Origin of the sequence: Mesorhizobium sp. M0496, from assembly GCF_040321205.1 — a bacterium.
Taxonomy (GTDB): Bacteria; Pseudomonadota; Alphaproteobacteria; order Rhizobiales; family Rhizobiaceae; genus Mesorhizobium.
Genome location: NZ_JAMYRC010000030.1, coordinates 13,452 through 37,717 on the forward strand (window position 1 = coordinate 13,452; position 24,266 = coordinate 37,717).

23 protein-coding genes are annotated in these 24,266 nt (G+C 62.2%); 16 read left to right on the top strand and 7 right to left on the bottom strand.

What is annotated here, in order from left to right:
* Window positions 1–8 precede the first annotated feature (8 nt).
* Complete coding sequence (locus tag NKI73_RS22730) at window positions 9–1,268, bottom strand: sarcosine oxidase subunit beta (protein WP_352633050.1); 1,260 nt, start codon at window positions 1,266–1,268, stop codon at window positions 9–11.
* 206 nt (window positions 1,269–1,474) lie between these two features.
* Between NKI73_RS22730 and NKI73_RS22735 the strand changes: the two genes are divergently transcribed.
* The 15 genes from NKI73_RS22735 (at window position 1,475) to NKI73_RS22805 (ending at window position 19,583) form a co-directional block, all read left to right on the top strand.
* Window positions 1,475–3,964: a mechanosensitive ion channel family protein gene (locus NKI73_RS22735; protein WP_352633051.1), complete on the top strand. Its 2,490-nt coding sequence runs from the start codon at window positions 1,475–1,477 to the stop codon at window positions 3,962–3,964.
* A gap of 160 nt (window positions 3,965–4,124) precedes the next feature.
* Complete coding sequence (locus NKI73_RS22740) at window positions 4,125–4,388, top strand: hypothetical protein (protein ID WP_352633052.1); 264 nt, start codon at window positions 4,125–4,127, stop codon at window positions 4,386–4,388.
* A 225-nt stretch (window positions 4,389–4,613) separates the two neighbouring features.
* Window positions 4,614–6,047 carry a UbiA family prenyltransferase gene (locus tag NKI73_RS22745; RefSeq protein ID WP_352633053.1) on the top strand — a complete coding sequence of 478 codons (1,434 nt, stop codon included), beginning with the start codon at window positions 4,614–4,616 and terminating at the stop codon, window positions 6,045–6,047.
* 2 nt (window positions 6,048–6,049) lie between these two features.
* Window positions 6,050–7,402 (top strand): FAD-binding oxidoreductase, encoded by a 1,353-nt coding sequence (locus tag NKI73_RS22750; protein ID WP_352633054.1) that lies wholly within the window; start codon window positions 6,050–6,052, stop codon window positions 7,400–7,402.
* A gap of 124 nt (window positions 7,403–7,526) precedes the next feature.
* Window positions 7,527–7,958, top strand: coding sequence for an EamA family transporter (locus NKI73_RS22755; protein ID WP_352633116.1), 432 nt, complete (start codon window positions 7,527–7,529; stop codon window positions 7,956–7,958).
* Entirely contained in the window at window positions 7,955–8,962 is a 1,008-nt protein-coding gene (locus NKI73_RS22760; RefSeq protein WP_352633055.1) for an NAD-dependent epimerase/dehydratase family protein, read from the top strand. Before NKI73_RS22755 ends, NKI73_RS22760 begins: the two co-directional genes overlap by 4 nt.
* Before the next feature lie 104 nt (window positions 8,963–9,066).
* Window positions 9,067–10,497 (top strand): aspartate aminotransferase family protein, encoded by a 1,431-nt coding sequence (locus NKI73_RS22765; RefSeq protein ID WP_352633117.1) that lies wholly within the window; start codon window positions 9,067–9,069, stop codon window positions 10,495–10,497.
* A 21-nt stretch (window positions 10,498–10,518) separates the two neighbouring features.
* Window positions 10,519–11,751 carry a hypothetical protein gene (locus tag NKI73_RS22770; protein WP_352633056.1) on the top strand — a complete coding sequence of 411 codons (1,233 nt, stop codon included), beginning with the start codon at window positions 10,519–10,521 and terminating at the stop codon, window positions 11,749–11,751.
* Window positions 11,748–12,506 (top strand): FkbM family methyltransferase, encoded by a 759-nt coding sequence (locus tag NKI73_RS22775; protein ID WP_352633057.1) that lies wholly within the window; start codon window positions 11,748–11,750, stop codon window positions 12,504–12,506. The genes NKI73_RS22770 and NKI73_RS22775 overlap by 4 nt, the downstream gene beginning before the upstream one ends.
* A gap of 158 nt (window positions 12,507–12,664) precedes the next feature.
* Window positions 12,665–15,226: a GcvT family protein gene (locus NKI73_RS22780; RefSeq protein WP_352633058.1), complete on the top strand. Its 2,562-nt coding sequence runs from the start codon at window positions 12,665–12,667 to the stop codon at window positions 15,224–15,226.
* Between the two features lie 85 nt (window positions 15,227–15,311).
* A complete protein-coding gene (locus NKI73_RS22785; RefSeq protein ID WP_352633059.1) occupies window positions 15,312–16,160 on the top strand; it encodes a DUF1194 domain-containing protein in 849 nt (282 codons plus the stop codon).
* A 332-nt stretch (window positions 16,161–16,492) separates the two neighbouring features.
* On the top strand, window positions 16,493–16,837 hold the full coding sequence (locus tag NKI73_RS22790) for a peptidase inhibitor family I36 protein (protein ID WP_023757764.1): 345 nt from the start codon (window positions 16,493–16,495) through the stop codon (window positions 16,835–16,837).
* Between the two features lie 157 nt (window positions 16,838–16,994).
* Window positions 16,995–17,945, top strand: a complete 951-nt coding sequence (locus NKI73_RS22795) for an ABC transporter substrate-binding protein (RefSeq protein WP_352633060.1) — start codon at window positions 16,995–16,997, stop codon at window positions 17,943–17,945.
* Between the two features lie 85 nt (window positions 17,946–18,030).
* Complete coding sequence (locus tag NKI73_RS22800) at window positions 18,031–18,804, top strand: ABC transporter permease (RefSeq protein WP_352633061.1); 774 nt, start codon at window positions 18,031–18,033, stop codon at window positions 18,802–18,804.
* Complete coding sequence (locus tag NKI73_RS22805) at window positions 18,801–19,583, top strand: ABC transporter ATP-binding protein (RefSeq protein WP_352633062.1); 783 nt, start codon at window positions 18,801–18,803, stop codon at window positions 19,581–19,583. The genes NKI73_RS22800 and NKI73_RS22805 overlap by 4 nt, the downstream gene beginning before the upstream one ends.
* 10 nt (window positions 19,584–19,593) lie before the next feature.
* On the opposite strand, the gene NKI73_RS22810 is transcribed toward NKI73_RS22805, so the two are convergent.
* From NKI73_RS22810 to NKI73_RS22825, 4 genes are all read right to left on the bottom strand, one after another.
* Entirely contained in the window at window positions 19,594–19,767 is a 174-nt protein-coding gene (locus NKI73_RS22810) for a type II toxin -antitoxin system TacA 1-like antitoxin (protein ID WP_352633063.1), read from the bottom strand.
* Between the two features lie 11 nt (window positions 19,768–19,778).
* Window positions 19,779–20,717, bottom strand: a complete 939-nt coding sequence (locus NKI73_RS22815) for a GlxA family transcriptional regulator (RefSeq protein ID WP_352633118.1) — start codon at window positions 20,715–20,717, stop codon at window positions 19,779–19,781.
* A gap of 343 nt (window positions 20,718–21,060) precedes the next feature.
* Window positions 21,061–21,195: a hypothetical protein gene (locus NKI73_RS22820; protein WP_013531161.1), complete on the bottom strand. Its 135-nt coding sequence runs from the start codon at window positions 21,193–21,195 to the stop codon at window positions 21,061–21,063.
* A 338-nt stretch (window positions 21,196–21,533) separates the two neighbouring features.
* Complete coding sequence (locus NKI73_RS22825; RefSeq protein ID WP_352633064.1) at window positions 21,534–21,719, bottom strand: hypothetical protein; 186 nt, start codon at window positions 21,717–21,719, stop codon at window positions 21,534–21,536.
* A gap of 221 nt (window positions 21,720–21,940) precedes the next feature.
* Between NKI73_RS22825 and NKI73_RS22830 the strand changes: the two genes are divergently transcribed.
* The gene (locus NKI73_RS22830; protein WP_013531163.1) at window positions 21,941–22,840 is read left to right on the top strand and encodes a LysR substrate-binding domain-containing protein; all 900 of its coding nucleotides are present in this window, start codon (window positions 21,941–21,943) and stop codon (window positions 22,838–22,840) included.
* A gap of 34 nt (window positions 22,841–22,874) precedes the next feature.
* Here the strand turns inward: NKI73_RS22830 and NKI73_RS22835 are convergent, their stop codons facing one another.
* Both NKI73_RS22835 and NKI73_RS22840 read right to left on the bottom strand, forming a co-directional pair.
* Entirely contained in the window at window positions 22,875–23,828 is a 954-nt protein-coding gene (locus NKI73_RS22835; RefSeq protein ID WP_352633065.1) for an alpha/beta hydrolase, read from the bottom strand.
* A 228-nt stretch (window positions 23,829–24,056) separates the two neighbouring features.
* The gene (locus NKI73_RS22840) at window positions 24,057–24,242 is read right to left on the bottom strand and encodes a hypothetical protein (protein ID WP_352633066.1); all 186 of its coding nucleotides are present in this window, start codon (window positions 24,240–24,242) and stop codon (window positions 24,057–24,059) included.
* Between the last annotated feature and the right edge of the window lie 24 nt (window positions 24,243–24,266).

Here is a 24,266-nt window from a genome sequence, read left to right on the forward strand (position 1 = left end):
ATCATGGTCTAATGCAGCCGCGGGTTTGCACCCTGGCCCTTGTCGTCGATCACCAGGCCGCGGTGGAAGCGGTCGAGGGTGAAGGGTGCGTTGAGGTCATGCGACTGGTCCTTGGCGATGGTCCAGGCGAAGCACCAGCCGGAAGCCGGCGTCGCCTTGAAGCCGCCATAGCACCAGCCGCAGTTGAGATACATGCCGGGCAAGGGACCGGCGGTGATGATCGGCGAGCCGTCCATCGACATGTCGCAGACGCCGCCCCAGGAGCGCAGCATGCGCACGCGGGCAAGGCCCGGAAACAGCGCCAGCATCTCGCTCATCACCTCGTCGACGACAGGCAGATTGCCGCGCTGGGCGTAGCTGTTGTAGCCGTCGATGTCGCCGCCATAGATGAGGCCGCCCTTGTCCGATTGCGACATGTAGAAATGGCCCATGCCGAAGGTGACAACCGTGTCGATGAAGGGTTTCAGCGATTCGGTGACGAAGGCCTGCAGCACATGGCTCTCGATCGGCATCGTCTCGATGCCGGCCAGCTGCATGACGCGTCCGGTGCTGCCGGCAACCGCGACAGCCACCTTCTTGGCGCGGATGTCGCCACGCGAGGTGGTGACGCCGGTGACGCGGTCGCCGTCGCGCAGGAAGCCGGTGACCTCGCAATTCTCGATGATGTCGACGCCGCGACGGTCGGCGCCGCGCGCATAGCCCCAGGCCACCGCATCGTGGCGGGCGGTGCCGGCGCGCCGCTGCATCAGGCCGCCGACCACCGGAAAGCGTGCGCTGTCGGAGATGTCGAGCGCCGGGATCAGGCGCTTGATCTGCGCCGGCGTCATCAATTCCGCATCGACGCCGAGATGGCGCATGGCATTGCCGCGCCTTGCATACTCGTCGAACTGGGCCGGCGTGTGTGCCAGGTTCAGGCAGCCGCGCTGCGAGAACATGACGTTGTAGTTGAGGTCGTGCGAGAGGTTCTCCCACAGCTTCATCGAATGTTCGTAGAAGCGGGTGTTGGCCGGCAGCAGATAATTCGAGCGCACGGCCGTCGTGTTGCGGCCGACATTGCCAGAGCCGAGCCAGCCCTTTTCCAGCACGGCGACATTGGTGATGCCGTGTTCCTTGGCGAGATAGTAGGCGGTGGCCAGCCCGTGACCGCCGCCGCCGATGATGATGACATCATAGGATGCCTTCGGGTCCGGCTTGCGCCATGCCGGCTTCCAGTCCTTGTTTCCCTTGAGCGCGTTCGCGAGCAGCGAAAAGGCCGAGTACTCTGCCATCATTGTCATCCGGTTCGGGCAATGCGGCAGACTATAGAGCAGGCCGCATCGGCAAAGCCAATATTGCGCCATGGCCTTTCGACTGGCCGACGCCTGTGTGATCGGATGGGCCAGCGATGGTTGCGACGGCTTGCCCCATGATATGGCCGTCTCTATCAAGGACAGGCTTTCAAATTGCCTTTGCCGCACGAGTCGCCGTCAAAATCATGATTTTCCGATTGCTTCGCCGCATTTTGATTCTCGCGCTCGTTTTCTCGGCGCCGCCCTCGTTCGACGCCATGGCGCAAGCGCTCGGCCAGGGCGCCGCCGGACTGATCACCGATCAGCAGAAAGTCATTCAGGGCCTGACGGCCAAGACTGACGACCTCGACAAGAAGATACAGCAGGACGGTGAGGACGATGCCTCGCTGGTGGATGTCCGTCTGCAGCTGGAGGATCTGTCGCGGGCGGCACTCACCAGTGCGCTGGCGTTCCGTTCTCGCCTCACCGATATCAACAATCGGATCGAGATGCTGGGTCCGTCGCCCGCGGCGGGCCAGCCGCAGGAGCCCGACATAGTGACCGGCGAACGCCAGGCGCTGGCGTCGGAAAAGGCCGAGATCAACGCGGTCGTCGCCAGCGCGCAGAACCTGTCGATCCGCATCAGCGGGCTGATCGACAGGATCGGCAACATACGCAGCGAGCTATTCCGCAACCTTTTGACCAAGCGCTACGTGCTGTCCGATGCCCTGAGCCCGCAGGTCTTCTCCGACGCCCAGGACGAATATGCCAACCTGTACAAGGCTGTGTCGTCCTGGCTGAGCTTCGCTTTCAAGTTCAAGTTCCAGGCCATCCTGGCAGCGACCTTCGTGGCGCTCGGGCTGGCGCTGGTGCTGCTGGTCGGCGGCAGGCGGCTGTTCGGACGCGTGTTCGAAGCCGATCCTTCCAACGAGGATCCGTCCTATCTCAGCCGCTTGTCGGTGGCCTTCTGGTCGACATTGCTGCCGTCGCTGGCGGTCAGCGTGTTTCTCGCCTCCACGGTGTTCTTTTTCAACTATTACAATGTGTTACGCGGCGACATCGGTGTCTTCCTGAATGCGCTGGCGGCCGTCATCGCGGGGGTGTTCTGCGTCAACCGGCTGACCAATGCGGCGCTCGAGCCGCGGCTGCCGAACTGGCGGCTCATTCCCGTCGAAACCGGCCCGGCGCGCTGGCTGGTGCGGCTGACGACCGCCATGGCCGTGGTCATCGGCGTCAACTATTTCCTGTCGATCGTCAACGACAAGATGGGCTCGCCGTTGTCGCTGACCATCGCCCGCAGTTTTGGCGCCACCATCATCGTCGGCGTCATCCTGATCCTGATGGCGATGCTGAGGCCGTTCAAGGCGCGTGATGGAAGCTGGCGGCCGTGGCCGGCATGGCTGCGCTACACATCGCTTGCGCTTGGCCTTTTCACCATCATTGCCGCGCTGCTCGGCTATATCGGCCTTGCCTTGTTCGTGTCGCTACAGGTCGTGGTTACCGGCACCGCGTTGATCACCGCCTATATCGGCTTCCTGTCGGCGCGCGCGATCGGCGAGGAGGGCGCTTTCGCCAACACATCCGTCGGGCGCTGGCTGTCGGCCAATTCCAGCTATGAGGATACGGCTCTCGACCAACTCGGCCTCGTCGTCAGCGTCGCCATCAATGTGATGATCGTGCTGGTGTTCCTGCCGCTGATCCTGCTGATGTGGGGCTTCCAGCCCGGCGACATCCAGGCCTGGGCCTACAAACTGGCAACCGGGATCAATATCGGTTCGGTGACGATTTCGGTCACCGGCATCCTTTCGGGCATCGTCGTCTTCATCATCGGCTATTTCCTGACGCGCTGGTTCCAGGGTTGGCTCGACGGTTCGGTGATGGCACGCGGCAAGGTCGATACCGGGGTACGCAATTCGATCAGGCTGGCGGTCGGCTATGCCGGTGTCGCGCTGGCGGCGCTGGTCGGCATCTCTGCAGCGGGCATCGATCTGTCCAGTCTGGCACTGGTTGCCGGCGCTCTTTCCCTCGGTATCGGTTTTGGCCTGCAGAATGTGGTGTCCAATTTCGTTTCCGGCCTGATCCTTCTGGCCGAGCGGCCGTTCAAGGTCGGCGACTGGATCGTCGCCGGCGATGTCAGCGGTACCGTGAAGAAGATCAGCGTGCGCGCAACCGAGATCGAAACCTTCCAGCGGCAATCGGTGATCCTGCCCAATTCGAACCTGATCAACAACGCAGTCGGCAACTGGACGCACCGCAACAAGCTTGGCCGCATCGACATCAAGGTCGGCGTCGCCTATGGCAGCGACGTCAAGCAGGTTCATGCCGTCCTGCTGGACATCGCACGCGGCCATCCGCTGGTGCTGAAGAATCCCGAACCCTTCGTGCTGTTTTCCAATTTCGGGCCCGCCGCACTCGAATTCGAGATCCGCGTGTTCCTGGCCGATGTGATGAACGGCAACGTCGCGCAAAACGACATCCGATTTGCCGTGCTCGAAAAATTCAGCGGCGAGCACATCGAGATTCCCTCGACGCCGCGCGCCGTCGTCGAAGTCCACAAGCCCAAGGCCTGGCCGACCGACGACGACAAGATCGAGGCCGACTTCGCCGAACAGGAGCAGGCCAGGGTAGAGGCCGCGGCCGAAGCGAAACGGGCCGCCAAGACGGGGCGCAAGCTGCGCAAACCCGATCCCGACTAGGGGTATGTCGATGTTCAGCCAGCCTGCCCGGCTAAAGCCAATTGCGGCATGAATGCGGCATTCAGTTGCGGTTCAGCTTCCATCTCATATAAGCTCCCATGCAAAGGCGAAAATGCCTTGCGAAATGCAACAGAGGCGGTGGGAACACCGATATTGCAACATGTGGAAGTCTCTCGTCGCTGCCGTCGCCCTGGTCGCCGCCATCGGCTCGGCCCATGCCGCAAGCGCGGTCAACAAGGACGCCGAGACCCGCACGCTGATCGTGACGGAGGGCGGCAGCAAGACTGACCTTGCGCTGGCCGGTGGCGAAACGGTCGAGTTCTGCCCGAATGGCTGTTTCGTCACCTTGCCCAATGGCGACCTCGAAGCCCTGACCGGCTCGGAAACGGTCGAAATCTCAGGCGGCGTCGCCCGCATCAAGTAATTTTGGTGGCATGATTGGAAAGGCCGGGCATTTGCTCGGCCTTTTATCGTTTCCGGTATCGATTGTTTAACAATGACGCCGGAAATACCACCACGGCAGCCGTCTACAACCGTGCGTTTTAACGTTCGCTACGCCGTTCCCCGCTATACCAGCCTCAAGACGCCGAAAAGCGGCGCGCAACGAGATCCGGGGTTCCGGAACATACGCGGGCAGGGCAGGACAGACATGGATGCGCGGTCGGACAGGAACGCAATACCGCTTGCGGTCGATCTCGACGGCACGCTGATCGCGACCGACCTGTTGTGGGAAGGGCTGTTCATCCTTCTCAAGAAGAACCCGCTCTATATTTTCCTCGTGCCCTTCTGGGCGGCCGGTGGCCCGGCGCGGTTGAAGCAGGCGATCGCGCAGCGCATCGACATCGATCCGGCATCGCTGCCCTATCGTGAGACGCTGCTTTGCCGCCTTCGGACCGAGCACGCCGAGGGCCGCAAGATCGTGCTGGCGACCGGTACGCCGCGCAAGTTCGCGAACGCCATCGCTGCCCATCTCGGCATTTTCGATCGGGTGCTGGCCACCGACGGTCTCGCCAATCTCACCTCGGGCAGGAAGCGGGCCTCGCTGATCGCGGCCTATGGCGATGGCGGCTTCGACTATGCCGGCAACAGCCGCCACGACCTCCAGGTCTTCGACGCCGCGCGCAACGCGATTGTCGTCGCGTCCGACCGCCATGCCGCGCGCTGGCAGATGGCACACGGCGCCGAGACGATGCCGGTGCCGAAGCCAAATTTGCGGACCATCGTCAAGATGCTGCGCGTCCATCAGTGGCTGAAGAATTCGCTGATTGCAGTGCCGATGGTGCTCTCGCATGAATATTTCAACACCGATATGATCTGGGAATGCCTGCTGGCGTTCGTCTCGTTCAGCGCGGTGGCATCGGCCATCTACATCCTCAACGATTTCTTCGACCTCGCGCTCGACCGCAAACACCTCACCAAGCGCAATAGGCCGTTCGCCAGTGGTGCGCTGTCGATCCCGTTCGGCCTTGGCGCGATCGCGGTGCTTTTGGCGATCGGCGTCGGCACCGGGCTGTTCTTGTCGCCTGAATTCCTGGCCGTGCTCGGTGGCTACATGGTCGTCACCACGGCCTATTCGCTGTCGTTCAAACGCATGCTGCTGGTCGACGTACTGACGCTCGCCGGCCTCTACACGATCCGCGTCCTGGCCGGTGCGGCGGCGACCGGCGTCGACGTTTCGTTCTGGCTGCTCGCCTTCTCGATCTTCTTCTTCCTGTCGCTGGCGCTGGTGAAGCGCTTCGTCGAACTGCGCACCACCGCCATTCCACATGGCGAGCGCATTGCCGGCCGCGGCTATCGCACCGAGGACCAGGAGATCGTCGCCCAGGCCGGCGTGGCCTCGGCCTTCTCCTCGGCGCTGGTGCTGGCGCTCTACATGGACAGTGTCGCGGTGCGCGAGCTTTATCCGCATCCGTGGCTGATCTGGCCGCTGGCGCCGATCGTGCTTTATCTCACCATGCGTGTCTGGATCCTGGCGCGCCGCAACGAGATGCATGACGATCCGGTCGTCTTCATCATTCGCGACTGGCGCAGCCAGATCGTGGTGCTGATCGGCGCGGTGATGCTGGTCATCGGGGGCTGGTAGGCATGGCCGCCGGACGCTTCCCCAGCTTTGGCCTTGCCACACCGCCGGCGCCGCGCGCGATCGGCGCCGATGAGGCGATCGCGCTGCTGAAGGGCGGTCAGGCGAAGCCAGCGTCTTTGCTTGCCTATGGCAACGGGCGCTCCTACGGCGATTCCTGCCAGAACCAGGCCGGCGCGGTCGTCGACATGCGATCGCTGAACCGGATCCGCGCCTTCAACGCCGAAACCGGTGTTCTCGAGGCGGATGCCGGCGTGCTGTTGTCCGACATCATCGCCCACGCCGCCCCTTACGGCTTCTTCCCGGCGGTTGTGCCAGGCACGCAATTCGTCACGCTCGGCGGCGCCATCGCCAACGACGTGCATGGCAAGAATCACCACCGGCGCGGCACATTCGGCTGCCATGTCGAGAGCTTCATGCTGCTCAGGTCCGACGGGAAGACCCGTCGCTGCTCGGCATCAGACAATACGCGGCTGTTTCGGGCGACGATCGGCGGCATGGGGCTGACCGGTGTCATCCTGTCTGCCTCGATCAGGTTGATGCGGGTTCCTTCCCTCGACATCGTCGAGAAGGCGACGCCGTTTCGCGATCTGAGCGAATTCTTCGGCCTGGCCGAGGCTGCCGATCAGGCCAACGAGTACGCGGTGGCCTGGATCGACCAGCTTGCCGGCGGCCGCAACAGTGGCCGAGGGCTGCTGTTGTCAGGCAATCATGCAGAACACGGCTCGCATGCCGCCTCGCGAGCCGGCGGCAATCTCTCGGTGCCGGTCCAGCCGCCGTTCAATGTGCTCAATCGGCCGTTCCTGGCCGCCTTCAACGCCGCCTACAGGTGGAAGAAGGGCCGGGCAACCGTGCCGCGCCAGGTCGGATATCAGGGCTTCTTCTTCCCACTCGACGGCGTGCGCGACTGGAACCGGCTTTACGGACCGAAAGGGCTTTTCCAGCACCAGAGCGTGGTGCCGGAAGAGACGGCGCGCGAGGCGGTGCCGGCGCTGCTGGCGGCTGCGAGGCAAGCCGGGCAGGGCTCGTTCCTCACCGTGTTGAAACGCTTCGGCTCGATCCGCTCGCCGGCGCTGCTGTCGTTTCCGCGCCCCGGCTACACTTTGACCCTGGATTTCCCCAACAGGGGGGCTGCGACGCTCGCCTTGCTGCGGGAACTCGATCGCATCACGGTCGCGGCCGGCGGCGCGGTCAACCCCTACAAGGACGCCCGCATGGGCGCCGACATCTTCGCTTCGTCCTTTCCCGAATGGGCACGGTTGGAGACACTGCGCGATCCCGCCTTCATGTCTGATTTCTGGGCGCGGACGGCAGGGAACCTGGACACGCGGCGCGGCGTGATCGAGGCGGCGGAATAGATAAAACCTGAGTAATTCTTGGTTATCAAATCGTTAAATCCAGGATTCACTCAAAACATTCTTGTGGCTTCACGAAATGTTTGCGGGTTTGTAGTAGTAAACGTGAAGGGGTGGCTTGGAACACATGAAATACATCGTCTTCATTCTCTTCACCGTCGTGACCAATGCTGCTGCACAGCTGATGCTGAAGCAAGGCATGATGTCGCTTGGGCCGATCTCGTTCGAGGGCGTCAATCCGCTGGTCAAGCTGTTGCAGATCGTCTTCAGTCCGTGGGTGTTCCTGGGCCTCTGCACCTTCGTCATCTCGATGGCCTCGCACCTCTATGTGCTGTCCAAGGTCGAGCTCTCCTTCGCCTATCCATTCCTCAGCCTCGCCTATGTCGCTGTCGCCATCTTCGCCTATTTCGTCTTCCGCGAGGACCTCAATGGCTGGCGCATCGCCGGCATCGCCTGCATCTGCGTCGGCACGGTGCTGATCGCGCAAAGTGGACGCGGGCATGACACGGAAACAGCTTCCCTTTCGTCCGACAAGATTCACAGCGAGACCGTTCGATGAGACATGTGATTTTCGGCGGCGACGGTTTCGTCGGCCGCCACCTTGCCCCGAAACTTATGGCCGATGGTGAAGAGGTTGTCGTCGCCGACATCGTCAGGAGCGACCTGCCGCACTACCGCAGCGTCCGCTTCATCAAGTGCGATGTCACCGATCCTGCGTCCGTTGCCAGGGTTGGGCTGAAGGTCGACGACATGGTCTACAATCTGTCGGCCAAGATGCTGTCGCCGATCCAGGTGCGCGCCAAGCGGCACGACTTCTTCTTCCCGGTCAATTTCCATGGCACCGAGCATATCATGCAGGCCATGGACAGAGCCGGCGCAGCCAAGCTCGTCCATTACACGACCGACATGATCTACGGCCACACGGTCACCCAGCCGATGACCGAAGAGCATCCGGTCGCGCCGCTCGGCGAATATGGCTGGTCGAAGCAGAAGACCGAGGAGCTGGCCGCCGAATGGCGCAAGCGCGGCATGTCGATCTCGCTGTTTCGCCCGCGCCTGATTATCGGACCCGGTCGGCTCGGCATCCTCGAAAAACTGTTCAAGCTGATCGACTGGAGTTTCCCCGTGCCGATGATCGGTTCGGGCAAAAATCCCTATCAGTTCATCTCGGTGTTCGATTGTGCCGAGGCCGCCCGCGCGGCCTGGAAAGCCGGTGTGCCTGACGAGGCTTATAATCTGGGTTCGCTCAATCCGCCGCCGGTCAGGAAATTGCTCGGCGATCTGATCAGGCATGCCGGCTCGAAATCGATCCTGATTCCGACACCCGGCTGGGCGGTGAAGCGCACGCTCGACCTGCTCGACCTCATGAACATGCCGATCATGGATCCGGAGCAATATCTGATCGCCGACGAGGAGTGCGTGCTCGACGTGTCCAAGGCCGGGCGCCAACTCGGCTGGGTGCCGCAATATCGCGACGAGGACATGCTGATCGCCGCCTACAGCGAGTACCGCGCCAAGAAGGCCGGTCATGCTGTCGCCACCAAACATGTGCCCGCCGAATAGCGGCTCGCAAAACAGATTTCGTTGCGCCCGATCCTGGTCGTGCGTGCAGACAGGAGACTGAAATGACCGTCATGGCCAAGCCCGAACAGACGAACGTGCGCACCATGGTCAGCGCGCCGTCGCTGTCGCCCGCCACCATCGCCAAGCCTGACCTGATCAGCGTCGAACAGGCCAAGGCGATGGACGTCGCCCGCATGACCGACCTGTTCAAGGCGCATCTCAACCCCGGCCAGCTGCATTTCATGAAGCTGCTAGGCTTCCACAAGATCAAGATCGAGCGCGCCGAAGGCATGTTCTACATCGACCAGAATGGCCGCAAGATCCTCGACTTCTTCGGCGGCTTCGGTTCGCTGGCCTTCGGCCACAACCATTCGCGTATTCTGGAAGCACGCAAGAAATTCCAGGAGGAGAAGCGCCAGGAAATCGCCATCGCCTTCATGTCGCAATATGCGGCGGCCCTTGCGCACAACATCGCGAAGTGCTCGCCTGGCGATCTCGACATGGTGTTTTTGGGCTCGTCCGGCTCGGAAGCCATGGAAGCGGCGGTGAAGCTCGCCGAGCGCGCCGCCGGCCCGAAGCGACCGAAGATCGTTTATGCCGAGAATTCCTTCCACGGCAAGACCAAGGGCGTGCTGGGCATCACCGACGGCCAGCTTTACCGCGCCGACTTCAAGATGGCCGACAACACCGTCCGCATCCCCTTTGCCGACATCGAAGCCGTCGAGCGCCTGTTCCGCTCCGACCCCGAGGTCGGCGTCATCGTGCTGGAGACCATCCAGGGCGGCGGCGGCATCATCCAGGCGCCGGCCGAATACTGGCAGAAGCTGCGCACGCTTTGCGACCAGTATGGCGTGCTGTGGGTCGCCGACGAAGTGCAGTGCGGCTACGGCCGTTCGGGCCGCTTCTATGCCTTCGAGCATTACGGCGTCATTCCCGATGTGACGGCGCTGGCCAAGTCGCTCGGCGCCGGCAAGGCGGCGGTCGGCGCCATGATTGCCCGGCGAGAGGTCTACATGAAGGCCTATGGCACGCCGAAGACGGCGATGATCCACGCCATGGCGACCTTCGGCGGCATGGGCGAGGCCTGCGTCACCTCGATAGAGGGACTCAACGTGCTCTATGACGAGGGGCTGATCGACAATGCCGCCGTCACCGGCGACTATTTGCTGCAGCGGCTGCAGGCGCTCAGGGAAAAATACCCGAAGATCATCAAGGATGTGCGCGGCAAGGGTTTTATGATCGGCCTGGAGTTCCACGACTTCTCGCAGACCTTGCCGATGGTGCTGCGGCCGATCGTCAGCGTGCTCGACGACAAGCTGAAGGGCTCGCTGTCCGGCTTCGTCGGGGCGCTGCTGCTGCGCGATTATGACGTGCTCGTCGCCTTCACCGAATACAACCGCAACGTCATCCGGCTCGAGCCGCCACTGATCTGCCAGCGTGAGCATGTCGACCGCTTCGTCGATGCCTTCGACAGCCTGCTGTCGCGCGGCATCGTGTCGATCGTGAAGGACTTCGTCAAAAGCCAAGTCCGTTAAGCGAAGGCGCCGAGCAAGACCATGCTGACCAAGTCTCCCGCTCCGAAAACCCCGCTCGACCGGCTTACCGAGGCCGGTCTGGCGTGGGGCGAGGGGACTTATACGCGGCTGGCAGCACCGATCGGCGCGGCGACCTTCGCGCTCTACATCCTTTTGACGGCGTTTACGGCATGGGTGATGCCGGACGCCAACTGGGACATGCTGCCCTATCTCGCCATATCAGAGGAACGCACTTATCCCGATGCGCAGGCACTGCACGACTACGCCTACAATACTGTCAAATCAGGCGTTTCGGCCGGCGACTACAAGGCGCTGACCGATGATGGCGGCGGTTTTCGCAGCCATATGACGGAGAATGCCGCCGATTTCCATTCGCTGCTCGGCATGTACCGGATCAAGTTCCTTTATGCCGAGATATTGTCGACACTGAGCGCGGTAATGTCGCCGGTCGAGGCGATGCGCCTCGTCTCGGTGTTGTCCGTGGTGCTGTTTGGCACGATCACGTTGCTCTGGCTGCGCTCCGAGGGCGCGCTGGCCTTGGCGCCTCTGGTCGGCGCGGTGATGATCATGGCCGATTTCGGCGATGCGGCGCGTGCCTCGACGCCAGACCTGTTGTGCTCGGCGCTGTTGCTGGGCGGGCTTTACGCCTATGTCCGCGGTCGCGAGGTGGCAACGGCGATCCTGCTCTTCCTCGCCTTCATGGTGCGGCCGGACAATATTGTTTTCCTTGCTGTTTTCGCGGTATTGCTGGTCGCCTTCCGGCAGAAGGCATGGGGCGCGCTGGTCGGCTTTGCTGCGTCCTTCATCGCCTATTTCGCCATTTCGCACTGGGCTCATCATCCCGGCTGGTGGCCGCATCTGTGGTTCTCCAGCATCGAGCAGCATTACAATATGGACGGGTTTGAGCCGCCATTCTCGGTTGCAGCCTATCTCAGGGCCTTTGCCACCTCGCTGTTGCGTGCCGTCAGCCTGAACAGCTGGGTCGGCGTATCGGTGCTGGCACTGGCCGGCTGGTACGCGGCCGGTCGCGCAGGCTTCCGCCTCGATCGCCGCGCCGGCATCCTGTTTGCGGCGCTGGTGCTCGGTGCGCTGGCGAAGTTCACCGTCTTCCCGATTCACGACACGCGCATCTATTTCCCGCATCTGATCCCATCCTTCCTGCTGCTGGCGACGCCGCTCATGGCTCTGTGGGCAACGGCGGGGCGTGGCCAGCATCGCCCCACCTTGCAAATCATTCCTGGAGACAAGCCATGAGTTCGGTATCCAGCCTGGCGCGCGTAGCCCTGTCGCTGGGGCTTCCGGCCGGTCTGCTCGATCGCGGGCCGTCGCTGCGCGGCACGAAGTTCCTGGCCAAGGCGGCGCTGAAGGCGCGTTTCGGTAGGGCAGGGCGGCCATTTCAGATGGTCAATGTCGGTGCCTGCGACGGCGCGCTGTTCGACGATGTGACGCCGTGGCTGCACCGTATTCCGGGCGCGCGCGCCATGCTCGTCGAGCCGATCCCGTATAATCAGAAGAGACTGCGCGCCAACTATCGCGACACGGACCGTTTCATCATCGAGCCGGTGGCGGTGACAAAGGCCAAAGGCACGATCACCGTCCACACCTTCGATGCCGCAGCACTTGAGGCCGGCACGCTGCCCATCGAGTTCATCGGCTGCTCGTCGGTCACCGACACCAATTTGATGTCGGGCAAGAATGCCTGGGGCGAGGCCGACATCAACTTCAACAAGTTCGCACCGCATCTCAGGGATATCGAGGTGCCGTCGGAAACGCTGCAGACATTGCTCGACCGCAACGGCATCACCCATATCGACGCCTTCCTGGTCGATTGCGAGGGCGCCGACTGGATCGTCTTCGAACAGCTCGACCTCAAGCGCTACCGCCCCGGCATGATCAAGGTTGAGGTCGGCGCGCTGCCGGCGGCGGAGATCGGCCAGGTCGTGGTCAAGCTCAAGACGGCGGGCTACCAGGTCGGGTTCCAGGCCGAGGATGTCTGGGCGTTTGCGTGAGTTGGCTCCACCTCGGAAAGCGAACCGCCCAAGGCGCCCGACGTGAACCATTTCACCCGATGGTCGCTCGGCTTTTTGCTAATGTCGCAAACAGGCTTCATCAGGCCCATCGCTCCGCCCTATAGTCCGCCCGCTTTATCACTTTGGAGTCGCGGGCAATGGCAGAGTTTCCGAAAAAGGCGAAGGTCGTCATCGTCGGCATGGGCGGTATTGTCGGAGCATCGATCGCCCATCATCTGATCGAACGCGGCTGGGACGATATTGTCGGCATCGACAAGTCAGGCATCCCAACCGATATCGGCTCGACCGCGCACGCCTCCGACTTCTGCTACACGACCAGCCACGATTTCCTGTCGTGCTGGACGACGCTCTACTCCATCGATTTCTACGAGAAGATGGGCCACTATGCGCGCATCGGCGGGCTTGAGGTCGCACGTGTCGGCGACGACAGCCGCATGGAAGAAATCAAGCGCAAGATCGCGTCGGCCAAGGCGTTTGGCACGCGCGCCCGGCTGATCGAGCCGGCCGAGATCAAGGAAAAATTTCCGCTTATCGAAGAAGCGATGGTGCAGGGCGGCCTGTGGGACCCGGACGCCGGTCTCGTCATTCCGCGCTCGCAGACCGTCGCCGGCAAGCTGGTCGACCAGGCTGAAGCGTCGGACAAGCTGAAGTCCTTCGCCAACACGCCGGCCCGATCGCTTGTCGTCAAGGACGGCCGCATATCAGGCGTGGTGACCGATCGCGGCACCATCGAGGCCGATTATGTCATCGTCTGCGCCGGCATCTGGGGCCGGCTAATTGCCGAAATGGTGGGTGAGGACCTGCCGGTCATGCCGATCGATCATCCGCTGACCTTCTTCGGCCCGTACAACGAGTTCGCCGGCACCGGCAAGGAGATCGGCTGGCCGCTGCTGCGCGACCAGGGCAACTCGGCCTATATGCGCGACACAGGCGATCCCAGGACCGCTGAGGGCGGGCAGATCGAATGGGGCTACTACGAGGAGACCAATCCGCGCCTTTGCCACCCGCGCGACCTGCTTGAGAAGGACCAGGCGCGGCTTTCACCCTCGCAGCGCGATCTCGACATGGAACAGATCCTGGCGCCGCTCGAACGCGCCATGGAGCTGACGCCGATCCTCGGCGAACTCGGCTATAACGAAAGCCACTCCTTCAACGGTCTCTTGCAGGTGACCGCGGATGGCGGCCCGTCGATGGGCGAAAGCCAGAAGGTGCGGGGCCTGTGGTATGCCGTCGCCATCTGGGTCAAGGACGGCCCCGGCATGGGCAAGCTGATCGCCGATTGGATGACCGACCGCCGAACCGCGATCGATCACCACGCCATCGACTATGCGCGCTTCTATCCGCACCAGACTAAGGAGCAGTTCATCTGGGATCGCTGCACCGAAACGGCGATGAAGGTCTACAATCCGGCGGTGCATCCGCGCGAGCCTTTTTCCAAGGCCCGCAACATCAGACGTTCGCCGTTCTGGGAGCGCGAGAAGGAACTCGGCGGCTATTTCATGGAGCTGGGCGGCTGGGAGCGCGCCCATGGTTATGCCGCCAACGAGCATCTGCTGGAAAAATACGGCAACCGGGTGCCGGTGCGCGAGAACGAGTGGGACAATCGCCATTTCTGGCGCGTCTCCAATGCCGAACACCTCGCCATGAGCGAGGATGTCGGTATCGTCAACCTGTCGCACTTCGCCATGTACGACATCGAAGGTCCCGACCATGTCGCGTTGCTGGAATGGCTTTGCGCGGCCAAGATCGGTGGCGACAACAATATCGGCAAGGGCATCTACACCCACTTCCTCGACGAGGAAGGCATGGTGCGCGCCGACTTTACCGTCATCCGCATGGCCGACCGCTGCCGTTTGATCGACGGCGCCGACGCCGGCCCGCGCGACTTCCAGTACATGCGCCGCACCGCACAGGACAAAGGCTTTAACGTCACCATCACCGACGTGACCGAGAAATACGTCACCATCGGCATCTGGGGGCCGAACGCCCGGGCAACCCTGCAGAAAGTTGTCGAGAATCCGGACGGGCTTTCGCATGAGAATTTCCCGTTCGCGGCGATCAAGCCGGTCAGGATTGGCGGCAAGGATGTCACGGCTTTCCGCATCTCCTATGTCGGCGAGCAGGGCTGGGAACTGCATATGCGCTACGAGGACGGCCTTGCCGTCTGGGATGCGTTGCGCTCGACCGGCGTGATGCCGTTCGGCGTCGAGACCTATGCCAATACGCGCCGCATGGAGAAGAGCCTGCGCCTGCAGAACGCCGACCTTTTGACCGAGTACAATCTGCTCGAAGCGGACCTCGCTCGTCCGAAGGTCAAGGAGAACGATTTTTGCGGCAAGGCCAAGCATGTCGAATACCGCGCCCGCGAGCACCAGCCGGCCATGCTGTGCACGCTTGTGATGACCGAAAACGTCGATTCCAAAGGCGTTGCCCGTTATCCCGTCGGCACGATGCCGGTGATGGACCCGAAGACCGGCGAAACGCTGGTCGATGAGCTCGGCCGGCGGTCTTTCACCACGTCGATGGCCTATGGCCCGACCATCGGCAAGAATATCGGTCTCGCCTATCTGCCGTGGGCCTACGCCCAGGAAGGCCGCAAGCTCACCATAGAGTATTTCGGTGAGACATATCCCGTCGAAGTGGCTGCCGTCGGTTACAAGCCGCTCTACGACCCTGAGAACCTCAAGCCGCGCAGCTGATCGCTGCAGGATTGTGAGCGCGAAGCCCGGCTCCTGGTCGGGCTTTTCTCTTTTTAAACGGGCTGTTTTCGCTTACCCTTGCGGAATGTCTGCTTTCTCGTGCGCAAGACATTTGCTCTCAGGCAGCGCCGCTCTAGCGCTGATGTTCTTGCTGATGCCAGCGGCCCAGGCGGATGAGCCGGTCGATGTGGAATTGGTGCTGGCTGTCGATGTTTCGCTGTCGATGTCGCCGGACGAACTCGAGATCCAGCGTCACGGTTATGCAGCGGCGCTGACGCACGACAATGTGCTGCAGGCCATTGCCGATGGCGCCCACGGCAAAATCGCCGTCACCTATGTCGAGTGGGCCGGCACCAGTTGGCAGCGCGTCATCGTGCCGTGGACGGTGATTGCCAGCCGCGCTGACGCGGAGCGAGTGGTTGCGCAATTGTCCGCCCAGCCTCCCAACAGTGCGCGGCGAACTTCGATCTCCGGCGCGCTCGAATTCGGCAACGACCTCTTTGCCGAAAGCGGCTACCAGGGGACAAAGCGGGTGATCGACATTTCGGGCGATGGTCCCAACAACCAGGGCGCGCCTGTCAACCTCACTCGCGACGAGCTGATCAAGCAAGGCATCGTCATCAACGGCCTGCCGCTGATGACCCGAGGCGGCTTCACTGGCGCCTACGACGTCAACAATCTCGATCGCTACTACAGCGACTGCGTCATCGGCGGCCCCGGAGCCTTCATGATCCCCGTCAACGACTGGACGCAGTTTCCCGAAGCCATCCGCCGCAAACTGGTGCTGGAACTCGCCGGCCCGGCCTCGCCGCAATGGGCGGTGGCAGAAGCCGCGCATCCGCCGGTGGTGTTGGCGCAGGACAGTCCCGCCACAGACTGCCTGGTCGGCGAGAAAATGTGGCGCAACCGCAGCTGGATGTTCGACAGCCGCTAGGCGACAGGGGTTACGAACGGTCCCTTCGCAGCCTTCGCCGGCGCGTTGGCTGACGGAGCATCAAACGAAAACCCGCCTGTGCGGCGGGTCACTGGCGCAAATCAGCACCATGGATGAATATGTACCATAGCTGAGGGCACGGGGTCAAGAAAAAATTCCTATCCTAAAAAGCTGCCGGCACAAAAGCTGCCGACACCGCCGAACTGGCTGTCGTCAGGTCTTTTGTTAAGCTGAGTTCGGTGCCCTACGCCAGGCGGCCAAAGCATTGGCAAAATGGCCGGACCGCGCTATCCAGCCGGAGGGGGCCGCGGTCGAAACGGAGGAAACATCAGATGAAACGTCTAGCCATCCTGACTGCTGTCGCGTCCGTGCTTTTTGCAGACGGCGCGAGCGCCCAATACAATGACGAGCCCGCCTGCATGATGTTCGAGCACGCGAATTTTCGCGGACGGTCCATCGGTATGGGCCCCGACGATTCCGTGAACTTTCGCGGCGGTCAGTTCTGGAACGACCGTGTCTCGTCGGTGATCGTTCGCCGCGGCTGCACGCTCGTTGCCTACGAGGACTCGCGCATGGGGGGCCGCTCGATCGAGATACGGCGCAGGATCCGCGATTTTGGTGGCAGCGACTGGAACGACCGCATCTCCTCGGCGGAGTGCTACTGCAACGACTACTGAAGGCCATGCTGGGTTTCGGGCCGCCCGCACCTGTTCGGGCTGCCGATCGAGCTGCCTTCGCCACCAGGCCTGCCGGGTGCCTCACCAAGCTGTTCATTGACAAGCCGACTAGCGTCTGTGAGACAATTTCCTCAGCGAAAACAAAAGGGGAACTGACATGACCAGGATCGCCGCTCTTGCTGCAACATTGACACTTGCCGCCGGTCTGTCCGCACCGGCGATGGCCGCCACTTCGGTTACCATCGGCATCAGCGGCTGGACCGGCTTCGCGCCGCTGACGCTTGCCAAGCAAGCGGGCATCTTCGAGAAGCACGGCCTGAACGTGACCTTGAAGAAGGTGCCGCAAGCGAGCCGGCCGCTCGCCATAGCCAGCGGCGACCTGCAATGCGCCGCCACCACGGTCGAGACCTGGCTGGTGTGGAACGCCAGCGGGGTCACCACCAAGCAGATCTTCCAGCTCGACAAATCCTATGGCGCCGACGGCATCGTTGCCCGCAACGACATCAAGACCGTCGCCGATCTGAAGGGCAAGAACGTCGCGTCCTCGGCGCCGGGCACGTCGCCCTATTTCATGCTCGCCTGGGTGCTGAACAAGAACGGCATGTCGACCAAGGATGTGACCGTCGTCAATCTGGAGCCGGATGCGGCAGCACAGGCCTTCCTCGCCGGGCAGAACGATGCGGCGGTGACCTATGAGCCGTTCATCTCGGCGGTGCGCGACAAGTCCGACCAGGGCCATATCCTGGCGACCACACTCGACTATCCGATGGTGCTCGACACGGTCGGCTGCACGCCCGAATTCCTCAAGGCCAATCCCGATGCCGCCAAGGCGCTGGCCGACAGCTATTTCGAAGCGCTCGACCTGATCAAGAGCGATCCGCAGAAATCCTATGAGACCATGGGCGCCGACGTGAAGCAGTCGGCCAAGGAGTTCGAGGATTCGGCGAAATACCTGAAATGGGCAGACAGGGCGGAGAACAAGCAGTTCTTCACCAAGGAATTCCAGGACTTTTCCAAGACCGCCGGCGAACTGCTGCTGCAAATGGGGCTGATCAAGGAAGCGCCCGACGTCGCCACGCTGGCCGACACCAGCGCGGTGTCGAACTGACAGTCCGGCCTTTGACCATCATGCGGCGGCGCCTGGCGCCGTCGCCTTCTCCTGGACAAGTGACGAAGATGGGGACGATTTGACGATGCGCCCCTTGCATCCAGTCTCGCCGGGCATCCGAACCGTGCTCGGCATTTCCTTCTTCGTGCTGTTCGTCGCCTTCTGGGCGTGGATCACGCTCGGCGGCCACGTCAACCGCATCTTCCTTGCCGATCCGCTGTCGATGCTGAAGGACGGCTGGCGGCTGCTGGTCGAGGACCGTTTCTGGCTCGACATACTGATCACCATCTGGCGGGTTTTCGGCGGCTTCCTGCTGGCGTCGGTTGTCGCGATGCCCATCGGCATCGCGATGGGCGCCTGGAAGCCGGTGGAGGCGTTTCTGGAGCCGTTCGTCTCCTTCGCCCGCTATCTGCCGGCCTCGGCCTTCATTCCGCTGCTCATCCTGTGGGCCGGCATCGGCGAGTTGGAAAAACTGCTCGTCATCTTCGTCGGCTCGGTGTTCCAGATCATCCTGATCATCGCGGTCAAGGTCGGCAGCACACGACGCGACCTGGTCGAGGCGGCCTATACGCTGGGCTCCACCAACAACGGCATCGTCAAACGGGTGATCATGCCGGCCAATGCGCCCGAGATCGCCGAGACGCTGCGGCTGGTGCTTGGCTGGGCCTGGACCTATGTCATCGTCGCCGAGCTGATCGGCTCGTCCTCCGGTATCGGCTACATGATCATCAACAGCCAGTCGCGGCTGGCGACGGGACAGATCATCTTCGGCATCATCGTCATCGGGCTGATCGGGCTGTTGTCCGATTTCGCCTTCAAGGCATTCAACCGCTGGCTCTTTCCGTGGAGCCTGGCGTGAGCAAGCTTCTCATCGAAGGCGTCTCGCGCACCTTTGCCGGCGTGCGCGGCGGAGAGCCGGTCAAGGCTTTGATGCCGATCGACCTGGCGGTCGCCGCCAACGACTTCATCACCATCCTCGGGCCGTCCGGATGCGGGAAGTCGACACTGCTTCGGATTGTCGCCGGCCTGGAAGCACCGAGCGAGGGCCGCGTGCTGCTTGACGGCAAGACGGTAACCCGGCCGGGTCCGGACCGTGGCATGGTCTTCCAATCCTACACGCTGTTTCCCTGGCTGACGGTTGCCGAAAACATCGCCTTCGGCCTGCGCGAACGCGGCATGCCTGAAGAGGAGCGGGATGGGATCGTCGCTTCCTATGTCGATCTTGTCGGCCTGAAGGGGTTCGAGAACCATTGGCCGAAGCAGCTCTCCGGCGGCATGCAGCAGCGCACGGCGATTGCACGGGCGCTGGCCAACGATCCCGAGATACTCTTGCTGGATGAGCCGTTCGGCGCCCTCGACAACCAGACCCGCGGGCTGATGCAGGAGCTGCTGCTCGGCATCTGGGAACGCCGCAAGAAGACGGTGCTGTTCGTCACTCACGACATCGAGGAGGCGATCTTCATGGCCTCGCGCGTCATCGTGATGACGGCGCGGCCCGGCCGCATCAAGTCGGATGTCGCCATCGACCTGCCGCACCCGCGCCATTACACGCTGAAGACCAGCCCGGAATTCTCGGCGCTGAAGGCGCGGCTGACGGAGGATATTCGGGTCGAGGCGATGCGCACGGTGCAGGTGTAGACAGCTTGGCTCACACTGGATCGCTATCGGAAAAGATGCTCGGCTCGCTCAACAGGCGTTTCAGGCGTGAAAGGTCACGCGTCGAGGCATCCAGAGCCGCCATGAACGCAGCCCATTTCTTCGCGTCGAGGCGAAAGCTGCGCCGGTCGGCCAGTTTTTCGGATCGGGTCGTTCTCTTACTCACGTGACACCTGATCAGGCCGCCAGCAACTGCTTGCGGTCGACGCGCTCCTGCTGCGGCGAGCGGGCGTAGAGTTCGCGGTAGCATTTGGAGAAATGCGAGGCCGAGACGAAGCCGCAGGCGACCGCCACCTCGACCACCGGCATCGACGACTGGATCAGCAGGTGCCGGGCGCGGTCGAGCCGGATTTCGAGATAGTAGCGGGCAGGGGAGCGGCCCATCTCGGTGCGGAACAGCCGCTCGATCTGACGGCGCGACAGGTCGACATGGTCGGCGATCTCGATCAGCGACAGCGGCTCGGAAAGATTGCCTTCCATCAGTTCGATGATGGTCAGCACTTTCGAGTTCTGGACGCCGAGGCGGGCGCGCAGCGGCAGGCGCTGGCGGTCGGTGGGGCTGCGCACGCGGTCGGTCAGCACCTGCTCGCAGACGCGGTTGACGAGGTTTTCGTCAAAGTCGTCGCCGATCAGCTTCAGCATCATGTCGAGTGCCGCTGTGCCGCCGGCGCAGGTGTAGATGTTCTGGTCGATCTCGAACAGGTCGGCGAAGACATTGGCCTTCGGGAACGCCTCGGAAAAGCCCGGCAGGTTTTCCCAGTGGATGGCACAGCGCTTGTTGGACAAAAGGCCGGCGGCGGCGAGGATATGCGCGCCGGTGCACAGACCGCCGACGGCGACGCCCCGATTGTACTCCTCGCGCAGCCAGGCGAAGGCCGACTTGTTCTGATAGCGCTCGACATCGATGCCGCTGCAGACGATTGCCATGTTCGGCCGGTCGGGACCTGCCATCTTCTTGCGCTCATCCTCCAGCGAGGTGTTGACTGCGCATTCGACCCCGTTCGAGGCGCGCACCGGCTTGCCGTCGATGCTGGCGAGGCGCCAGCGGTAAGCCTCGTAGCCGAGCATGCGATTGGCCGAGCGCAGCGGGTCGAGCGCGGTCGCAAAAGCGATCATGGTGAAATCGGGGACAAGGAAGAATACAAACGATCGCTTGATCGGATGCTTTACGGCGTTCAAGGGAACCTCACACAGCCATGGCGCGAACAGGATGTCGCGAATAGCATAGCGACATCAGGAAAAACCATGTCTGTCAATCGGCTACGCCGCCCGGACAAGATTAAATTTGCGACATGGGTCGCAAATGGGCAATTGGTGTGCGGCAATGCCCCGGGACACAGCACCAACTGTTCAAGAGATGGGCAAAGTGCGCATAGGCAACAAAAACGCCGCCTTGACTGGAGCGAGGCGGCGTTACAGTTTCAAAGCAGCGGCAGGGATGCGCTGCCCCTAAAAATCTTCAGGCGACGAAGCCGAGGCGCGCCGCATTCATGGCGCCAGTCTGGCCGGGCATGGTGTTGGCGAGACGCTGACGCTCGAGAGCGGTGGTCAGGTTCATTTCGCGGCGGGCGAAGAGGCGTGCAAAAAGCTTCATAATCATCTCCATTTGTTGCTCAGACGGGTCGCCTTCGCTTGATGGAGTGGGGCAGCTCGTTTGCTGGCGGTGATATAGGCTTGTGTAAGCAGAAACTAAATCGCAAAAGCGAAGCACTTGATATGAAATACGACATCGATTGCGACAAAATTGGGCAAGATGCCCGAAATTTACGATTGTTTACAACGAATTAATTGGAAACAGGAGCTGCCATGCGGCTTTCTCATATGCGTCATGCACGGGCGACATGGCTCCGAAACTCATTTGAATGCAAATAAAATAGAGAAGGCCTGCCGGGCGGGCTGCGCGGCAGGCCTTCAGCACATGGTACACACGATCTACTTTGCTCCAGCCCAGGATCCGACGCCATGGCGTGCATTGGTCTTGGTGTCGGAAGCTTCGGGCCAGCCGATATCCTTCTGCAGTTCGATCGGCAGGGAGCGGATGGCGCGTTCGGTCTGGTAGCGGGCGCGGGCCGCACTGAATTCGGTCGCGATCCGACCGAGGGACGACAGGATAGACATTTCATTCTCCTTTGGTGGCTGGCGGATGCCAGACAGCGCGTTGGTTATGTCAGGTCTGTTTCAACTTCATTTCGTGTCGAATGCAGGTCTGTGTCGAGGTCGTTTCATGGCTGCTTGTGGCAGCTACCTGCTTCGATGGAGTTGACTATCCTCCCAATCTGATGTTCAATCAAACGAAATGGAATGATGCTTTGTATCAGAAAAATTGAAGGTCAGTTCCCATGAACGCCCCACTCAATCATCCGCTGCCGCTGCTCGATCTCGACGTTTTGCGCACTTTCGTGGCGATTGCCGAGACCGGCAGCTTCACCACTGCCGCCAATGCGGTCTTCCGCACGCCGTCGGCCGTCTCGATGCAGATCAAGAAGCTGGAGGACATTCTCGGCCGCTCGGTGTTCGCGCGCGACGCCCGCTCGGTGTCGCTGACCACGGACGGCGAAATGCTGCTCGGCTATGCCCGCCGGCTGCTGTCGATCAACCGCGAGGTGGTGTCGAAGTTCATCATTCCCGAGATTGTCGGGGTGGTGCGGCTTGGTTCGCCGGACGACTATGGCGAGCGCGTGCTGCCGCATGTGCTGAAGCGTTTCGCGCAGTCGCATCCGTCGATCGCCGTCGACGTCACCATCGACCAGAGCAGCAATCTGCGCCGGCGCATGGACGATCGGGCGCTCGACATCACGCTGTTGACCAATTCCTACAAGACCAGCGCGCTCGGCGCCGAGGTGCTGCTGACAGAGCCGATCGTCTGGGCTGGCGCCAAGGGCGGCTGCGCGCATCTGCGCGAGCCGCTGCCGGTGTCGTTGTGGGAAGAGGGCTGCGCGTGGCGGGCCGGAGCGCTCGATGCGCTTGGCCGCGAAGGCCGCAACTACCGCATCGCCTATATGAGCGCGCACACGGCCGGCCAGCGCGCCGCGATCATGTCCGATCTCGCCGTGGCGCCGCTGCCGAAATCATTCCTCGGCAACGACATGGTCGAACTCTGCCCGAAGGACGGCATGCCCGACATCGGCACCTACAATCTGGCGATGGTGGTGGCGCCGGACGCCAGTGCGCCGGTCAAGGCCGTCGCCGACCACATCCGTGCGACCTTCGAAGTGTTCCGGGAAACCGGCAAGTTCTGATCCGCCAGCAGCGCCGGATCCAAGGAGAAAAGCACTATTGCGCCGCCTCGGCGGAGGGCGCCTCAAACCTTGTCTCCGCATCTTGCCTGACCGGCGAGCGGTTCTCATTGAGAAACGCAACGATGTGCTGGCGGGCGCGGCGTGCCTCCGGCATATCGATCAACGGCCAGACATGGAACATGCCTTGCTCATAGACGACATCGACTTCGACGCCGGCGGCGCGCGCTTTCTCAGCGAAGATCAGATTGTCGGGGCTGAGCAGGTCGTGCGAACCGGTCAGAAGCAGCGTTTTCGGCAGCACCGACAGATCGCCATAGACCGGGCTGATATGCCAGTCGCTGCGGTCGATGCCGGCGCTGTACATCCGGATCGCTTCCAGGCCGCCGGGAATGCCAAGCCACGGATCGTTGCGTTCGGCCTCGAACAGCTTGGGGTTGGAAAGGGACATATCGAGGCCGGGTGAAATCAGCACATGTCGCGACGGCAGCGGCAGAGCCTGCTCGGCCGCCATCATGGTCAGCACCACGGCCATGTTGCCGCCGGCGGAATCGCCCATGAAGACGATGTCTTCGGCCTCCGTCTCGTCGAGCATCTGGCGGTAGACGTCGCCGACCATGCCGAACATGGCATGGAAGTCGTGTTCGGGGGCGATGGGATAGATCGGCACGGTGATGCCGTAGCCCAGCCGATCCGCCATGTCGGCAATCAGATGCCAATGATAGGGCGTGATTTCAAAGACATAGGCGCCGCCGTGCAGATACAAAATCCGCTTCTGCTCACCGGTCCTCGGAGCGATTTCATAGACGGGGAAGCCATCGACCGTATGCATCCCGATGTCGAGACGCTGGTGCAGTGAGGCAGGCGGCTGGTGGTTCTCGGTCTTGCGCGCGGCAGCGATCCAGCGCTGCAGGTTCTCCGGGCTGGCAAACGCCTGCTTGCGGCTGTGCCTAAGGACAAACGACACGACGTGGCTTTTCAAACTTGGCATGCGAATACACGAACTTCGGCTAAAGCCGACTAAGAGAACCCCCGCTATCTCCGAAGATCGTGCCGTGGCCGAAAATGTCAAGATTTGCACCGTGTCTACACGGTGGTGTGATCCGCGCCGCAGTGCGGCGCGGCAAAAGTGCGGCACGCAGCCGGTTGCTGGTGGTCGCCGGGGACATGCGAGATCCTCGGCGTCTGCCGAGCAATTTGCATTTGTCGGCGAAGGTCATCAGCGCGACGTACCCAGAAGCAGCGAGGTAAGCGCGACTTGCGGATCGTTCGGCGGCGATGCCGGCCAACCAATGTCCTTCTGGACATGCGCCGGCAGGCTGTTCAGCGCGCGGATCGCCTTGTTCCTGGCGTGGGTCTGCCTGATGGTCACACCGAAGCGACCGAGATTTCCGAACATCGACATTTTCATCTCCCTTGAAGAACGGCA

What these genes read in the sequence shown, in the direction of transcription:
- NKI73_RS22730 (WP_352633050.1), bottom strand. Translation starts at nt 1,268, where the DNA reads ATGGCAGAGTACTCGGCCTTTTCGCTGCTCGCGAACGCGCTCAAGGGA.
- NKI73_RS22795 (WP_352633060.1), top strand. Translation starts at nt 16,995, where the DNA reads ATGACCAGGATCGCCGCTCTTGCTGCAACATTGACACTTGCCGCCGGT.
- NKI73_RS22830 (WP_013531163.1), top strand. Translation starts at nt 21,941, where the DNA reads ATGAACGCCCCACTCAATCATCCGCTGCCGCTGCTCGATCTCGACGTT.
- NKI73_RS22735 (WP_352633051.1), top strand. Translation starts at nt 1,475, where the DNA reads ATGATTTTCCGATTGCTTCGCCGCATTTTGATTCTCGCGCTCGTTTTC.
- NKI73_RS22765 (WP_352633117.1), top strand. Translation starts at nt 9,067, where the DNA reads ATGGTCAGCGCGCCGTCGCTGTCGCCCGCCACCATCGCCAAGCCTGAC.
- NKI73_RS22760 (WP_352633055.1), top strand. Translation starts at nt 7,955, where the DNA reads ATGAGACATGTGATTTTCGGCGGCGACGGTTTCGTCGGCCGCCACCTT.
- NKI73_RS22820 (WP_013531161.1), bottom strand. Translation starts at nt 21,195, where the DNA reads ATGAAGCTTTTTGCACGCCTCTTCGCCCGCCGCGAAATGAACCTGACC.
- NKI73_RS22750 (WP_352633054.1), top strand. Translation starts at nt 6,050, where the DNA reads ATGGCCGCCGGACGCTTCCCCAGCTTTGGCCTTGCCACACCGCCGGCG.
- NKI73_RS22785 (WP_352633059.1), top strand. Translation starts at nt 15,312, where the DNA reads ATGTCTGCTTTCTCGTGCGCAAGACATTTGCTCTCAGGCAGCGCCGCT.
- NKI73_RS22835 (WP_352633065.1), bottom strand. Translation starts at nt 23,828, where the DNA reads ATGCCAAGTTTGAAAAGCCACGTCGTGTCGTTTGTCCTTAGGCACAGC.
- NKI73_RS22815 (WP_352633118.1), bottom strand. Translation starts at nt 20,717, where the DNA reads ATGATCGCTTTTGCGACCGCGCTCGACCCGCTGCGCTCGGCCAATCGC.
- NKI73_RS22800 (WP_352633061.1), top strand. Translation starts at nt 18,031, where the DNA reads ATGCGCCCCTTGCATCCAGTCTCGCCGGGCATCCGAACCGTGCTCGGC.
- NKI73_RS22740 (WP_352633052.1), top strand. Translation starts at nt 4,125, where the DNA reads ATGTGGAAGTCTCTCGTCGCTGCCGTCGCCCTGGTCGCCGCCATCGGC.
- NKI73_RS22770 (WP_352633056.1), top strand. Translation starts at nt 10,519, where the DNA reads ATGCTGACCAAGTCTCCCGCTCCGAAAACCCCGCTCGACCGGCTTACC.
- NKI73_RS22790 (WP_023757764.1), top strand. Translation starts at nt 16,493, where the DNA reads ATGAAACGTCTAGCCATCCTGACTGCTGTCGCGTCCGTGCTTTTTGCA.
- NKI73_RS22825 (WP_352633064.1), bottom strand. Translation starts at nt 21,719, where the DNA reads ATGTCTATCCTGTCGTCCCTCGGTCGGATCGCGACCGAATTCAGTGCG.
- NKI73_RS22775 (WP_352633057.1), top strand. Translation starts at nt 11,748, where the DNA reads ATGAGTTCGGTATCCAGCCTGGCGCGCGTAGCCCTGTCGCTGGGGCTT.
- NKI73_RS22840 (WP_352633066.1), bottom strand. Translation starts at nt 24,242, where the DNA reads ATGTCGATGTTCGGAAATCTCGGTCGCTTCGGTGTGACCATCAGGCAG.
- NKI73_RS22780 (WP_352633058.1), top strand. Translation starts at nt 12,665, where the DNA reads ATGGCAGAGTTTCCGAAAAAGGCGAAGGTCGTCATCGTCGGCATGGGC.
- NKI73_RS22745 (WP_352633053.1), top strand. Translation starts at nt 4,614, where the DNA reads ATGGATGCGCGGTCGGACAGGAACGCAATACCGCTTGCGGTCGATCTC.
- NKI73_RS22755 (WP_352633116.1), top strand. Translation starts at nt 7,527, where the DNA reads ATGAAATACATCGTCTTCATTCTCTTCACCGTCGTGACCAATGCTGCT.